The sequence below is a fragment of the Rhizobium sp. ZW T2_16 genome (assembly GCF_044987325.1).
GTDB classification, from domain to species: Bacteria; Pseudomonadota; Alphaproteobacteria; order Rhizobiales; family Rhizobiaceae; genus Neorhizobium; species Neorhizobium cellulosilyticum.
Map to the genome: position 1 here is coordinate 304,279 of NZ_JBJDRG010000006.1, position 14,347 is coordinate 318,625.

A 14,347-nucleotide genomic window follows, 5' to 3' on the forward strand; every position below is an offset into this window, starting at 1 on the left:
GTTAAGAGGATCTGTCCTTGAGTTCTGACGAAATGCTTCATTTTCCGGATGACGATGCCCTTTTCCGGAGCGAAGCGCGATATCGCGCGCTTTTCGAGGCGATCGACGAAGGTTTCTGCATCATCGAGTTTATCGACGGTCCGCATGGGCCGCTAAGCGACTATGTTCATATCGAAGCCAATACCGGTTATGAACGGCAGACGGGGATTGCCGATATCGTCGGGAAAAGGCTGCGGGAGATCGAGCCCGATGCAGCGGACAAGTGGATTACTCTTTACGGCGATGTGCTGAAGACCGGCAAGACGGTTCGCTTCGAGCAGAAATTCGAGGCGATCGGCCGGCACATAGAGGTGTCGAGTTCACGGGTGGAGCCTGCGAGCCTAAGGCAGGTCTCGGTCATGTTCCGCGACATCACCGCTCGCAAACAGGCCGAGGAAGCATTGCGTGCCAGCGAGGCGGTGGCTCGTCGAAACGTTCAGCGGGTACAGCTCGCACTCGCCGCAGGTGCTATCATCGGCACCTGGTTCTGGGATGTGCAGGCCGACCGCTTCACCGGAGACGACGCTCTGGCGACCGCCTTCGGACTGGATCCGGGACTCGGCCACAGCAATCTAACGCTCGACCAGGTTACAGAAACGGTCCATCCCGACGACAGGGCGGGGCTGTTGGAGGCAATTGCCGATGCCTTGAAGCGCGGTGGCTCGTATATCCATCAATATCGCACGAGGCGACACGACGGGAACTATTACTGGCTCGAAGCAAATGGTCGAGTAGAACTGGGACCGGACGGGAAAGCCCTGAATTTTCCCGGCGTGCTGATCGACATAGAACAGCGACGTTCGGTCGAGGCAGAGCGCGACAAGGCGACTTCTGACCTCAAGGCGCTGAACGAGACGCTGGAGCAGCGCGTGGCCGAGCGTACAGCCGAGCTGATGCGTGCCGAAGAACAGTTGCGCCACTCCCAGAAGATGGAGGCGGTTGGCCAGCTGACCGGCGGGCTGGCGCATGATTTCAACAACCTGCTGGCCGGGATTTCCGGCTCGCTTGAGTTGATGCAGACGCGACTGGCGCAGGGTCGGATCAGTGACCTTGATCGTTATCTTACTGGTGCGCAGGGGGCTGCCAAACGCGCCGCTGGCCTGACGCAGCGGCTGCTCGCCTTTTCACGCCGGCAGACGCTCGATCCGAAGCCGGTGCTTCTCAACCGCCTTGTTTCTGGCATGCAGGACCTGATTACCCGCAGCGTCGGGCCGACAATCCATGTGGAGACTGCATTTGCCGGTGGGCTCTGGACCACATTCGTGGATGTTGGGCAGCTCGAAAATGCTTTGCTCAACCTGTGTATCAATGCACGCGATGCGATGCCCGACGGTGGCAAGCTGACGATCGAGACATCCAATCGCTGGTTCGACGAGCGGGCTGGCCGCCAGCGCGGTCTTCCGCCCGGACAATATGTGTCGCTCTGCGTCAGCGACACCGGGACGGGCATGTCGCCGGAAATCGTCGAGCGCGCCTTCGATCCGTTCTACACGACCAAGCCGATCGGGCAGGGTACGGGTCTTGGCCTTTCCATGGTGCATGGTTTTGCCGGTCAATCCGGTGGTACGGCGCGGATTTATTCGGAACCTGGCAAGGGAACGATGATCTGCATATACCTGCCGCGCCATCTTGCCGATGACGTGGGTGAGGAGGATGTGGTCGATGTGACCGCAACACCGCACTCCGCCGAGCACGAAACTATCCTGGTGGTCGATGACGAGCCGCTGGTGCGCATGGTGGCCGTCGAGATACTCGAAGAGCTTGGCTATCACGTACTTGAGGCCGGTGATGCGCCGACGGCGCTGAAGATCATCAATTCAGGCCAGCCGATCGATCTCCTGGTAACCGATGTCGGTCTGCCTGGCGGCATGAACGGGAGGCAGCTGGCGGATGCGGTGCGTGCGGAGCGGCCCGACTTCAAGGTGCTGTTCGTCACCGGTTATGCCGAAAACGCTGTGCTGAACCACGGCCACCTGGAGCATGGCATGCATGTGATGACCAAGCCGTTCCTCAGCGATGCTTTTGCGCGGCGGGTAAAGGATCTGCTGTCGGAATAGGCCGGCGGTCATTGCCGTTACGGGCTCGGATGCTCGATGCGGTAGAGGCTTGCAAAACCTTCGTCGGCGACCGGATGAACGTTGTCGATTACCGGCATCGGATGGTTCGGGCTGGCCATATCCGCATTCAGCACCAGCACATAGTCGAAGCGGCTCTTCCAGTCAGCCATATAGGGTGCATAGTCCGGTGCCGGTTCGTTGAGCATATCGGTGGGGATTGGGATGCCTTCCGGCACGGCAATCTCCTGCCAGGGTTCTCTGACGCGCAGGGGCTGTTTGCCGGCCGCGGTGAACAGATATGGCATGAAGGCATCCCGCTCGAAGCTTACCAGCGCGGGGTAATGGATATAGCTCGGAAACATGTTGCCGACGATGCGCCCAACCGGCATGTTCATCAGATCTTCGGGGGCTGTCTGGGCATGCGCAGGCAGAACTGCACTGCCGGGCTCGACATGTTGCAGTGCCCGTTCCACCGCGGCGATATCCGCGTTTCGCTGCAGCCATACATATTCGATGTAAACCGTACGGGATACGACAAGAATAAGGACTAGCGGCAATGTCAGGGATGACAATCGTCCCTTCACCTGCGGCCTTAATCCTGCTGCTACAGCAAGGGTCATCATGCATGGCAGGCGGACGTCCATGCCTCCGGTCGACAAGACACTCGTCGGCATGAACATCGACAGAATGCCGGTGACGATCGCAACCAGTACGAGACCCCAATGCACGGTCATGGTCCTGTACCGGATGGTTTCCCTGACAAGCACGATAAAAAGCGCCAGGTAGATCATATCGATGCGCGCATCATAGGTTCTGAAATAGATGAGCAGAACCTGCAGCGAGCGTATGGCTGACGGATTGTCCCAGTGCATGCTGTCGAGCAGAGATGTATCTGCCTGACCTGGCAATGAAGGGCCGAACAGAAGAAAGATGACCAGCGGCAGGAAAACGGGGATGATCGCGAGCATCATCCGGCCCGTGGCGGCAGCAAACGTTTGGGCTTGCCGCAGAGGGGCGGCCGATGGCCCGAAAGCCAGTGCTGCCAGCAGCGCGGTGTAGAACAGAAGGCCGAATGGATGTGCGGTCAGAAGGATCGCTGCGCAGATTGCTCGCAGCGCAAGGACGATGGCAAGACCGCGATGCTTTAAGCATTCATCGAGATAGGCAAAGACCAAAGCAAGCCCAAGGCTGATCGAAAAGCTCAGAAAGCCGAAGAGAAGGACGGCATTCCAGGCCAGTGCGAAGCAGAGCAACTGCCACCAGTGAAAGCCGCCGAAGAGCTTGCGATTGAGCAGCGTGACGCCGATCGGCGGCAGGAGAAGGGCCAGCCCGAGGACGAAGGGGGCGATGAAATCCATCGTTGCGATCTTGCCGAGTACGAAGGCCAGAAGGTCGATGGCAATATTGGTCCAGGCAACGTCCCAGTCGATCTGGTAGAATTGCGACATCATCGGACGCTCGATGCCGCCGGCGAGAAGCCAGAGCCGTACATAGTGGTTGGCATAATCGGTCATCGGCGGAAAGCGTACCGAAAGGACCGGGATCAGTGAAATGAGCGCGACGAGAATGATGAGAGCCACGATCCGTCGATCGGAAACGCGGGCGGCTTTCCTTTCGCCAGCCGTCGTTGTCGCGATGTCATCCGTTTCCGGTGTCATCGTCATACTTGCTCCCTAGCGAGAAATGCGGTTTTCCGATCGCGGATATTCGGCCACGGCGTTCCTGAGGCTCTGGATGTCACCTGGGGTTTCCGCCATCGCGTCCTTGCGGCAGATCTTGCCGATGGTGAACAGGGGGCGGCCCTTAACCTCTTGAACGACACGGCCGAGATATTCGCCGAACACGCCCATGACGAAGAGCTGCGTGCCGGAAAAGGAGGAAATCGCGACGACGGAGCTGGCCCAGCCCGGTACGACATTGCCGACCGACCACTGGAACACGGCGTAGAACAGGATGGCGAAGGCGAACAGCGACGACATAAGGCCAAGCCAGACGGCGGCGCGCAGCGGCTTGGTGGAGAAGCTGGTCAGGGCGTCGATGGCAAGCGAGATCATCTTGCGCAGCGGATATTTGGTTTCACCGGCAAAACGCGCATCCCGTGCATAGGGAAAGGCGGCCTGTCGCCCGCCGATCCAGCTGACCATGCCGCGAATGAAGCGGTGCCTTTCGGGCATATTGTTTAGGATATCGACGACCGGGCGGGACATCAGCCTGAAATCGCCCGTATCTTCCGGAATGGCAACCGACGAGAGCCTGTTCAGCAAACGATAAAAGACAGTTGCTGTCAGTCGCTTGAATGTGGTCTCTCCGGCGCGGGCAATGCGTTTCCCATAAACGACATCGTAACCTTCATCCATAAGCTTTGCCATTAAAGGCAGCAATTCGGGAGGGTCCTGAAGGTCGGCGTCGATCAGGAGAACGCGATTTCCCGCCGCAATGGAAAGTCCGGCTGTGGCTGCCAGCTGGTGTCCGTGATTGCGGAAAAGCTGGACGCCGACGATGCGGGGATCATTTTGAGAAAGCGTTTCTATCATCGGCCATGTGCGGTCGGACGATCCGTCATCGACAAAGACGATCTCATAGTCCCGGGTGACCGCGGCACAGGCCCGCGACATTCTGCCGGAAAACTCTTCCAGTACAGCCTCTTCGTTGAAGCAGGGGACGACGACGGACAGCTCGGCTCTGGTCATGCAACCAGAATAGTTTTTGCCGCTTAAGATAGAATTACTTTGCTATGTCCGGTTGCCACCGACATATGCTGTCGATGTTATTTGATCCCGAGCCTGTGCTCCCGAAAGACGGTGAACAAACCGGCCGCAACGACGATAATGGCGCCGACGATCATATTGATCGTGATCGTTTCGCCGAAGAAGATGGTTGCGACAGCGACGCTGAGCACGATCTGCAGATAGGTGAGTGGCTGGACTTCGACGGCAGTCAGCGTCGAATAGGCCTTGATCAGGAAGAAGTGGCTGGTCGCCCCGCAGACGCAGAGCGCAAACAGGGCCGGCCAGTGTTCCGGCGCGATAGGAACCCAGTAGAACGGGCCGATCGCAGTCGCGACGATCGCGCCGAAGACGCCGGTATAAAGCACGCTGGTGACGGCTGAATCCTCGCGGCCGACAGCGCGGGTGGAGATGCCGTAGAGACCGAAGGCCAGTGCGCCTGCCAGTGGCCAGAGCAGCTGGAGATCGAACCGGACGCCGACCGGATTGAGGATGATCAGCACGCCGAAAAGGCCGACCACGATCGCGGTGCCACGCCGCCAGCCGACTTTTTCCCCCAGGAGCGGCACAGAGAGGATGGTAATGATAAGTGGCGTCGCCTGAAGGATTGCCTGGGTCATGGCCAAGCCTGCCCCGGTATAGGCATAAACGACGATAAAGATTTCGAGCACCAGCAGCGGCCCACGCAGCATCTGCAGGAAAGGTCTGCGGCTGACGAACGCCTTGCGTAACCCGCCGGGGGAGAACGCAGCGAAGACGATGACAAAGGCCGCAAAAGCCCAGAAGCGGATCATCGTGAAGCCGATGACCGGATATTTGTCGGCAAGGTATTTGGAGCATCCGTCCTGAATGGCGAAAATGGTTATGGCCAGCAGGACGTAGAAATAGCCAATGCTCTTGTTCTTCATGTGGGTGACGACTTCGGCAAGGAATGCGGACAAGGGAAGCAAGCCGGGCTGTCGAAAAGGGCAGGAGGGCTGCATCCCGGTCCTATACGGTTGTGCATCGCTTCGCCAGACCGGCCTGTCCAGCCGGAACCGATTTCTTGTCGCGGGCAAGAAAATATCGAGCGCAGGCACAACCGTTGCCGAATGTGGCGAAAAATGGACGGAATTTCTAAGACGGGCGCGGGCAGAGGAGGGCGATTTCTCGCGCTTGCCCATGCCTGCCGATAGTTTCCCCACACCCTCATTCTCGGCCCTTTTTCGGAGACACCTGATGAAACGCCTCCTCATTCTCGGCACTGCGATTGCAGCCCTTTTCGTCCAGCCGGCTTTCGCGCAGGAGCAGAAGCTGCTCAACGCATCCTACGACGTTGCGCGCGAACTGTTCGTTGCCGTCAACGAAGCCTTCGTGAAGGGCCATCCGGGCGTGACCATCGACCAGTCGCATGCCGGCACGTCGAAGCAGGCGCGGTCGATCGTCGAAGGTCTTGAGGCCGACGTGGTGACCTTCAACCAGTCGACCGATATCGATTTCCTTGCCAAGCAGGGCTTCGTTTCGACCGAGTGGACTAAGGCATTCCCGAACAACGCTTCGCCCTTCTATTCCTTCCCGGCCTTCCTGGTGCGCGCCGGAAACCCGAAGAACATCAAGGGCTGGGCCGATCTGGCGCGTGACGACGTGCATGCCGTCTTCCCGAACCCGAAGACATCGGGCAATGCGCGCTACACCTATCTCGCCGCCACCGCATGGGCGAAGGAAGAGTACAAGGACGATCAGGAAAAAGTCGAGGCCTACATCACCAAGATTTTTGATAACGTTCCTGTCTTCGATACCGGCGGTCGTGCGGCAACGACGACCTTCGTCGAGCGCGGCCAGGGCGACGTGCTGATCACGTTCGAAGCCGAAACCCGCGGCATCGAAAAGCAGTTCGGCAAGGACAAGGTCGAGAGCGTCATTCCGTCCGTCAGCCTGCTTGCGGAATTCCCGGTCGCCGTTGTCGACAAGGTTGCCAAGAAGCACGGCACCGAAGCGCTGGCAAAGACCTATCTCGACTTCCTCTATACGGAAGAAGGCCAGAAGATCGCTGCCGAATTCGGCCATCGCGTCCATAACGAGAAAGTCGCCGGCGAGTTCAAGAGCCAGTTCCCCGAAGTCCGCCTGGTCAAGGTCGACGACGTGTTCGGCGGCTGGAGCAAGATCCAGTCCGAGCATTTTGCTTCGGGCGGCACGCTCGACAAGCTTTACGGCAGCCGATAGTTTTCCTCACCAAGAGGTTTTGCCACAAATTCTTCCGTCATGCTCGGGCTTGTCCCGAGCATCTGCCTTCGCCAAATTTTGGGCTCAGCAGATCCTCGGCACAAGGCCGAGGATGACGACGAGTAAGGGGCGGGCCTGTCATTATTCTAACCGGCGGACACCCCCTCCGCCGGCTTTTGCTAATTAAGGAACCGACCGCGTGAGACGACGCAATGTCCTGCCCGGCCTGCCGCTATCGCTGGGTGTGACCCTGTTTTATGTCGGCCTGATCGTCGTGCTGCCGCTGGCGGCGCTTGCTTTCAAGGCCGCGAGCCTGGGGTTCGAAGATTACTGGCGGATCGTTTCGTCGTCGCGCTCGATGGCGAGCTATCGTGTCACGGTGCTTTCGGCGCTTGGCGCTACTACCTTCAACCTGTTTTTCGGTCTGGCGCTTGCCTGGGTGATCACACGGTACCGGTTTCCCGGCAGGCGTATCGTCGATGCCGTGGTGGACCTGCCGTTTGCGCTGCCGACCGCCGTTGCCGGCATTGCTTTGACGGCGCTATTTGCCAATAGCGGCTGGTTCGGCTCGGTGCTCGAAGGTTTCGGCATCAAAGTCGCCTATACGCCGATCGGCATCATGATCGCCATGTGCTTCACTTCGCTGCCGTTTATCGTGCGCACGGTGCAGCCGGTGCTGGAGGATCTCGATCCGGCACTGGAGGAAGCGGCGCAATCGCTTGGCGGTTCGGACTGGACGATCTTTCGCAAGGTCATCCTGCCGCTGCTTGCGCCTGCGCTTCTTGCCGGCGTCTCCTTGTCCTTTGCCCGCTGCCTTGGTGAATTCGGCGCGATCATCTTCATCGCCGGCAACCAGCCGATGTCGACGGAGATTACCGCATTGCTGATCTTCATCCGGCTGGAAGAATATGATTACCAGGCTGCTGCTGCGATCGCCTCGGTGCTTCTGCTTGCCGCCTTCTTCATGCTTGCCGTCACCAACTGGCTACAGGCGCGGGCGTTGCGTTATACGGTGAAGGGGTGAGGCCATGAGCACAGTTTCCACCCGCCGCAAGCCGCCGCGCGTCGGTGATGCCCCGCTGTTTCGCCGCTCGCTGATCGGCATCGTTTTCGTGCTCGTCGCCTTCGTCATCATTGCGCCGCTGGTCATTATCGGCGTCGAGGCGTTTTCGAAGGGCTGGCAGCTTTACCGCGATACGGTCATCCATCCCGATACGCTGCATGCGGTGATGCTAACCGTGCTTGCGGCGCTGATCGCCGTGCCGGTCAACACCGTCTTCGGCATTTCCGCCGCTTGGGCGATCACCAAATTCGATTTCTGGGGCAAGCGGTTCCTGCTCGTGGTGATCGAGATCCCGTTCTCCGTATCGCCCATCGTCGCCGGTGTCGCCTATCTGTTCGTCTACGGCCTGCAGGGCCTGTTCGGGCCGTGGCTGGATGCGCATGACATAAAAATCCTGTTTGCCGTGCCTGGTATCATCATCGCCTCGATGTTCGTCACCGCTCCCTTCGTGGCGCGCGAGCTGATCCCGCTGATGCAGGCGCAGGGACGCGATCTGGAAGAGGCGTCGACCTCGCTTGGCGCTTCGGGTTGGCGCACTTTCTTTTCTGTGACGCTGCCGAACGTGAAGTGGGCGCTGCTTTACGGCGTCATTCTCTGCAATGCCCGTGTGATGGGTGAGTTCGGTGCGGTTTCGGTCGTGTCCGGCAATATCCGCGGCCAGACCAATACGCTGCCGTTGCATATCGAACTGCTCTATCACGATTATAACGCGACCGGCGCCTTTGCCGCCGCTTCGATCCTGGCGTTGATCGCCGTCTTCACCATCATCGCCAAGGTGGCGCTTGAGCGCCAGGGTGCGGGCCGTGTCCGCAAACAGACAAATCCGGCAGAGAAAACATCATGAAGATCCACCTCGAAAACGTCGTCAAAACCTTCGAGGGCTTTCAGGCCGTCAAGGGCGTGTCGCTCGATATCGAAAGCGGCGAGCTGGTTGCGCTCTTGGGGCCATCCGGTTCGGGCAAGACCACGATCCTGCGCATGGTGGCGGGGTTGGAATATGCCGATGGCGGCGCGATCCATTTCGGTGATCAGGATGCGACCGACATTCCGGTGCGCGATCGAGGCGTCGGTTTCGTCTTCCAGCATTATGCGCTGTTTCCGCATATGACGGTGGCCGACAATATCGCTTTCGGCATGAAGGTGTCGAAGGTGAAGCGCGACCGGGCGGCGATCGACAGCCGTGTGGCTGATCTTCTTCGTCTGGTGCGGCTGGAGGGGCTTGGCGACCGGTTCCCGGCACAGATTTCCGGCGGCCAGCGGCAGCGCGTGGCGCTTGCCCGCGCGCTTTCGGTCGATCCCAAGGTGCTGCTGCTCGACGAGCCGTTCGGGGCGCTTGATGCCAATGTGCGGCGGGATCTCCGCCGCTGGCTGCGCGAGATCCATTCGGAACTCGGGATCACCACGCTGTTCGTCACCCACGATCAGGAAGAGGCGCTCGATCTGGCCGATCGGGTCGTGATCCTGAAGGATGGGCAGATCGTGCAGCAGGGCACGCCGCAGGAGGTGTGCCGCGATCCGAAATCCGCATTTGTGATGAAATTTCTGGGCGATGCGAATGTGATTGCTGCCGAGGTGAAGGATGGCCGGGCTTATGTTTGCGGGCTTTCCGTCGAGGCTGCGGATGTGGCGGATGGCAGGGGCGAGCTTTACGCGCGTCCGAGTGATATCGACTGGTCCGAGCAAGGGCCGGGGATTGCGGCGGAGATCACCCGCGTGCTCGACCGCGCGGATGGCAGGCGCGTGCTGGCGATAACTGCCGCTGGCGAGGCGTTGGAATTCGATGTGGAGCCGGAGCGGATGGTGAAGGCTGGGGATGCGGGGTTTGTGACGCTGCGGCGGGCGAAGGCGTTTGCTGCGGGCTGACAGGCGTTACAACTCTGCTCCAGCGAGCCCCCTTTGTGTTTCCCAAGTAGTTGGGTTATTCTCGGCGATGGTCACCGTCCTGAAACAGTACGGAATGCGATTTGTCATCTACACGGCTGACCACGAGCCGGCGCATGCGCATGTCTTCGGCGATGGCGAAGCACGGATCGATATCGTCAATCTGTCTGTAATCACCCAGGGAGGAATGTCCGACAGGGATGTCAGGCGGGCGGTGGATGTCATCGAGGCTAACCGGCAACTGTTTCTCGACACATGGAGAAAGTATCATGGCTGAGATTAGTGACGAAGAACTCGCGCAGGCAAAACTGAACTGGCAGGCGGAGCGTCAGGCACGCCCGTCGCCGTCATCCGTTCGTTTCGATGTAGCTTCCGAGCGGATTGTCGTCGATTTTCTCAATGGCGCTTCCTTCATCTTTCCGGCTCGCTCGATCGAGGGGCTGGAAAAGGCGACCGCGGAGGAATTGTCCGATGTCGTCTTGCTCGGCGAGACCGGCTTGCATTGGGAGGCACTCGATCTTGACTATTCGATCGCAGGTCTGATGAGCGGAATATTCGGCAGCAAGTCCTTCATGGATGCGCGCAGTCGCGGCGGCCAGTCCCGTTCTGAGGTGAAGGTTGCTGCAAGCCGGGCGAATGGCGCGAAAGGTGGGCGGCCGAGGAAATCGAGCACCGGAATGTAACGGTTGTGATCGGTATCGTCTGATCGGCGGCTTGCATCCTCTCCCGCGCAAACCACCCATGCTTTGACTTTTTGCAGCTTACCCTATAGGGACGGCGCAAACGTTCGGCTGCGATCGTTGCAGCCAAGGCGCCAGCAGGCGCGGTACATTCCGAAAGACAAGATTGATGACCGATATCAACGGCGCCGTTCCGGCGATCGCGAAGGCTTTGCAGAAGCGTGGTTACGAGACGCTGACCCCCGTGCAGCTGGCAATGCTGGACCCGGCGCTTGCCACGTCCGACGCGCTTGTTTCCGCCCAGACGGGGTCCGGCAAGACGGTCGCCTTCGGAATTGCCATGGCGCCGACCCTGCTCGAAGATCGTGACAGCTTCGGCCGCGCTGCCGCCCCGCTCGCACTCGTCATTGCACCGACCCGCGAGCTTGCCATGCAGGTGAAGCGCGAACTGGATTGGCTTTACGCCGAAGCCGGTGCCGTGATCACCTCATGCGTCGGCGGCATGGATATCCGCAACGAGCGCCGGGCGCTGGAACGCGGCGCGCATATCGTCGTCGGCACGCCGGGCCGTATCTGCGACCATATCCGCCGCAACGCGCTCGACATGTCCGAGGTTCGGGTTGCCGTACTCGACGAAGCCGACGAGATGCTCGATCTCGGCTTCCGCGAAGATCTGGAATTCATCCTTGAATCCGCTCCTGACGAACGTCGCACGCTGATGTTTTCGGCCACGGTTCCCGCCGCGATCGCCAAGCTTGCCAAGAGCTACCAGCGCGATGCCGTTCGCATCGCGACGGCTGCCGAACAGAAGCAGCATGTCGATATCGAGTATCGTGCCCTGCTGGTCACGCCGTCCGACCGTGAAAACGCCATCGTCAACGTGCTGCGTTATTACGAAGCGCCGAATGCGATCGTGTTCTGCTCCACGCGTGCGGCCGTCAATCATCTGCATGCGCGGCTTTCCAACCGCAATTTCTCCGTCGTCGCGCTTTCGGGTGAACTGACCCAGAACGAGCGCACCCATGCGCTGCAGGCTATGCGCGATGGCCGCGCCCGCGTCTGCATTGCGACCGACGTTGCTGCCCGCGGCATCGACCTGCCGGGTCTCGAACTCGTCATCCATGCGGATCTTCCGACCAATTCCGAAACACTGCTGCACCGCTCTGGCCGTACCGGCCGCGCGGGCCGCAAGGGCGTCAGTGCGCTGATCGTGCCGGTCACCCAGCGCCGCAAGGCAGAACGCCTGCTGTTCGGCGCAAAGGTCGAGCCGACATGGGCGAACCCGCCTTCGGCCGACGAAGTGACCGTTCGTGACGAGGAGCGTCTGTTTGCTGATCCGATCTTCACCGAAGTGACGACCAATGAAGACGAGCAGGCTCTGATCGCCAAGCTCATCGAGCGTTTCGACGCCGAAAAGCTCGCGACCGCTTTCGTCTCGCTTTATCGCGGCAAGAATTCCGCGCCGGAGGATGTCAGCGTGGTTTCGCTCGAAGCGCGCAAGCCGCGTGACGGCGCCCAAGGCGATCCGGCCTCGCGGCCGCTCACCCCGCGCGGCGACTTCGGCCCGGCCGTATGGTTTTCGCTGTCTGTCGGCCGCAAGCAGCGCGCCGAACCGCGCTGGCTGATCCCGACGATCTGCAAGAGTGGTGACTTGAGCAAGAACGAGATCGGCGCGATCAAGATGCAGGCCGACGAGACCTTCGTCGAGATTGCCGAGGCACATGCCGACAAGTTCATGGCCAAGCTCGGCAAGGACAAGATGATGGATCGCGGCATTCGCGTGACGCGTCTGGACGCCGCTCCCGACTTTTCGAAGTTCTCCCGTGGCACGGACGACGAGGGCTTTACAAAGCGCGAAGGTCCGCGGATGGACAAGCCTTGGAAGGATGGTCCGAAGAAGGATGGTTTCCGCAAGGACAAGCCGTTCGCCAAGGACGGTCCGCGCGGCGACAAAGCCTTTGGTGACAAGCCGTTCCGCGAAAAGAAGCCTTTCAAGGACGGTGACAAGTCGTTCGGCGATGCGCCGCGTAAGGACTGGAAGCCCAAGGGCGAAAAGGCCAGCGCCGAACGCCGCATGGACGACGACGTCTGGGGCGAAAAGCCGAAGGGCGATTTTGCCAAGAAAAGCGGCGACAAGCCGGTTGGCGATAAGCCGTTCAAGAAGAAGGCCTTTGGTGACAAGCCGTTTGCCAAGGCCGATGGCGACAAGCCTTTCAAGAAGAAGCCGGCCGGTAAGGGCGGGTTCGAGAAGCGGAAGTAACTGGCGGCTTCCGGCTGTCAGTTTAACGATGGCGCGGCATTTCTCCGCAAAGGCCCCTCCCAAACCCTCCCCACAAGGGGGAGGGCTTAACCCAGCCGCTCAATATTCGCTTGAGGCAGGCGCGTGCGGCGGGTGTTCTCCCCCCTTGTGGGGGAGATGGCCGGCAGGCCAGAGGGGGCCATTGATATGTAAAGCTCCGCACATCTGTGAGCGGGATTCGCTAAATCCCTAAGTCGTTAGCTCAAACGCGGTCTCACCCAGCACCTCACCATTCACGACAAGTTCCACCACATGCCGTCCCGGATAATGAATGCGGGTGGTGAAGTTGCGGATGGGGCGGGTGATGGTGAGGTCAGCGCCCGCATGGGGTGCGAGTGTCAGTTCCTTCCACTTGAACACCTTTTTCGATGTGCCGCCGGTTTTCTTGACGTAATGGACGGCGTAGTCGATCACCAGTTTCTGTGGGGCGGTGCCGGTCGAAGTGAGTTTCGCCGTGATATGAACTGCGCCGCCGAGGCTGAGCGATGACGGGGTGACCGTGAACGTATCGACCTTTATCTCCGCCTTGTGGCCTGCGCCGAAGACATGAAGCGCGCGCGTGTCGCCCTTCTTGATCAGGGTGCGGAGCGCCTGTTTGGTGATCCATGCGGTACGAGCATCCGACTGATCCCAGTGCGACAGCTTTGTCAGAACCCAGCCTGGATGATTCTTGGTGATGTCGTTCAGGTGGTTGGCTACGGACTTGCGGACATAAAGGCTCGGGTCGCTTTTCAGATTTTCCAGGATCGGGGTGACCGGCGAGGGATCGGCGATCAGATGTTTCAGCTGGAAAGACCAGGGCAGGCGCGGGCGGCAGCCTTCCGAGGAGAGGCGGCGGACATGCTCGTTTTCGTCCATCGACCAGTTCTGCATCATCGCGAGCGTGCGCGGCATGTCTTTCAAGAGGAAATGCCGGATGGCGAATTCGGATGAGCCGAAGCGGGTGAAAAAGGCGAGCGCCTTCATCGACAGGTCAAAGTGGTCCTGACCGTAAAGCGCCACATATTCCGGCAGGGTGATCGAGGCGAAGCCGTGGTTGATGCGTGGCGCGAGGTCCCAGAGGATCTCGATGTTCTTTTCGTAGGGGCCGGGTAATGTCGCGTGGAAGGATACAGCGACCTGCCGCAGACGCTGCATGATACTCAGATCGTCCAGTCCTTCGGAGGCAAATTGGAGAAAGCGCTCGCCATCGAAAGCCGGATGGATCGTGGAGATCTCGCGGGCGAAATGGCTCAGCCGGTCACGGTTGAAGATTTCCTTCAGGAGAGGGGCGGTTTCCATTTCCGGCTCGGCCATCATTATATCCATATGTTCACTATTTGTTTTCGTATTCCACTCCGTTGATGCAGGCAAGGCCCAAAAGAAAACCGGCCGGAGCGGTGGCTCCAGCCGGTTCTTTA

The 14,347-nt window shown here is 59.8% G+C and carries 12 protein-coding genes; 8 read left to right on the plus strand and 4 right to left on the minus strand.

The genetic code is table 11. From position 1 onward, the window contains the following. Positions 1–32 precede the first annotated feature (32 nt). Positions 33–2,096: an ATP-binding protein gene (locus tag ACI3K0_RS17590; protein ID WP_404945845.1), complete on the plus strand. Its 2,064-nt coding sequence runs from the start codon at positions 33–35 to the stop codon at positions 2,094–2,096. Positions 2,097–2,113: 17 nt separating this feature from the next. Here ACI3K0_RS17590 and ACI3K0_RS17595 read toward each other — a convergent pair whose 3' ends face one another. The 3 genes from ACI3K0_RS17595 to ACI3K0_RS17605 form a co-directional block, all read right to left on the minus strand. Further along, entirely contained in the window at positions 2,114–3,760 is a 1,647-nt protein-coding gene (locus ACI3K0_RS17595) for a hypothetical protein (protein ID WP_404945812.1), read from the minus strand. 9 nt (positions 3,761–3,769) lie between these two features. After that, positions 3,770–4,786, minus strand: a complete 1,017-nt coding sequence (locus ACI3K0_RS17600; RefSeq protein ID WP_404945813.1) for a glycosyltransferase family 2 protein — start codon at positions 4,784–4,786, stop codon at positions 3,770–3,772. 77 nt (positions 4,787–4,863) lie between these two features. Next, positions 4,864–5,763 carry a DMT family transporter gene (locus ACI3K0_RS17605; protein WP_404945814.1) on the minus strand — a complete coding sequence of 300 codons (900 nt, stop codon included), beginning with the start codon at positions 5,761–5,763 and terminating at the stop codon, positions 4,864–4,866. 277 nt (positions 5,764–6,040) lie between these two features. Between ACI3K0_RS17605 and cysP the strand changes: the two genes are divergently transcribed. The 7 genes from cysP to ACI3K0_RS17640 all read left to right on the plus strand — a co-directional run bounded on the left by cysP (position 6,041) and on the right by ACI3K0_RS17640 (position 12,908). Next, entirely contained in the window at positions 6,041–7,024 is a 984-nt protein-coding gene (cysP, locus tag ACI3K0_RS17610) for a thiosulfate ABC transporter substrate-binding protein CysP (protein ID WP_404945815.1), read from the plus strand. Positions 7,025–7,223: 199 nt separating this feature from the next. Further along, entirely contained in the window at positions 7,224–8,048 is an 825-nt protein-coding gene (gene cysT, locus ACI3K0_RS17615; protein ID WP_112458887.1) for a sulfate ABC transporter permease subunit CysT, read from the plus strand. A 4-nt stretch (positions 8,049–8,052) separates the two neighbouring features. Then, a complete protein-coding gene (cysW, locus tag ACI3K0_RS17620) occupies positions 8,053–8,931 on the plus strand; it encodes a sulfate ABC transporter permease subunit CysW (protein WP_404945816.1) in 879 nt (292 codons plus the stop codon). Further along, on the plus strand, positions 8,928–9,950 hold the full coding sequence (locus tag ACI3K0_RS17625) for a sulfate/molybdate ABC transporter ATP-binding protein (protein WP_404945817.1): 1,023 nt from the start codon (positions 8,928–8,930) through the stop codon (positions 9,948–9,950). Before cysW ends, ACI3K0_RS17625 begins: the two co-directional genes overlap by 4 nt. Before the next feature lie 94 nt (positions 9,951–10,044). Further along, complete coding sequence (locus ACI3K0_RS17630) at positions 10,045–10,245, plus strand: DUF4160 domain-containing protein (RefSeq protein WP_404945818.1); 201 nt, start codon at positions 10,045–10,047, stop codon at positions 10,243–10,245. After that, positions 10,238–10,651 carry a DUF2442 domain-containing protein gene (locus ACI3K0_RS17635; RefSeq protein WP_404945819.1) on the plus strand — a complete coding sequence of 138 codons (414 nt, stop codon included), beginning with the start codon at positions 10,238–10,240 and terminating at the stop codon, positions 10,649–10,651. The genes ACI3K0_RS17630 and ACI3K0_RS17635 overlap by 8 nt, the downstream gene beginning before the upstream one ends. A gap of 166 nt (positions 10,652–10,817) precedes the next feature. After that, complete coding sequence (locus tag ACI3K0_RS17640) at positions 10,818–12,908, plus strand: DEAD/DEAH box helicase (RefSeq protein WP_404945820.1); 2,091 nt, start codon at positions 10,818–10,820, stop codon at positions 12,906–12,908. Between the two features lie 228 nt (positions 12,909–13,136). Here ACI3K0_RS17640 and ACI3K0_RS17645 read toward each other — a convergent pair whose 3' ends face one another. Continuing rightward, the gene (locus tag ACI3K0_RS17645; RefSeq protein ID WP_404945821.1) at positions 13,137–14,243 is read right to left on the minus strand and encodes a DNA alkylation repair protein; all 1,107 of its coding nucleotides are present in this window, start codon (positions 14,241–14,243) and stop codon (positions 13,137–13,139) included. Positions 14,244–14,347 lie beyond the last annotated feature (104 nt).

Excerpts from the sequence above, each read along its gene's own strand:
- ACI3K0_RS17595 (WP_404945812.1), bottom strand. The coding sequence starts at position 3,760 with ATGACGATGACACCGGAAACGGATGACATCGCGACAACGACGGCTGGC.
- ACI3K0_RS17630 (WP_404945818.1), top strand. The coding sequence starts at position 10,045 with ATGCGATTTGTCATCTACACGGCTGACCACGAGCCGGCGCATGCGCAT.
- ACI3K0_RS17590 (WP_404945845.1), top strand. The coding sequence starts at position 33 with ATGCTTCATTTTCCGGATGACGATGCCCTTTTCCGGAGCGAAGCGCGA.
- ACI3K0_RS17640 (WP_404945820.1), top strand. The coding sequence starts at position 10,818 with ATGACCGATATCAACGGCGCCGTTCCGGCGATCGCGAAGGCTTTGCAG.
- ACI3K0_RS17600 (WP_404945813.1), bottom strand. The coding sequence starts at position 4,786 with ATGACCAGAGCCGAGCTGTCCGTCGTCGTCCCCTGCTTCAACGAAGAG.
- cysW (WP_404945816.1), top strand. The coding sequence starts at position 8,053 with ATGAGCACAGTTTCCACCCGCCGCAAGCCGCCGCGCGTCGGTGATGCC.
- ACI3K0_RS17635 (WP_404945819.1), top strand. The coding sequence starts at position 10,238 with ATGGCTGAGATTAGTGACGAAGAACTCGCGCAGGCAAAACTGAACTGG.
- ACI3K0_RS17645 (WP_404945821.1), bottom strand. The coding sequence starts at position 14,243 with ATGGCCGAGCCGGAAATGGAAACCGCCCCTCTCCTGAAGGAAATCTTC.
- ACI3K0_RS17625 (WP_404945817.1), top strand. The coding sequence starts at position 8,928 with ATGAAGATCCACCTCGAAAACGTCGTCAAAACCTTCGAGGGCTTTCAG.
- cysP (WP_404945815.1), top strand. The coding sequence starts at position 6,041 with ATGAAACGCCTCCTCATTCTCGGCACTGCGATTGCAGCCCTTTTCGTC.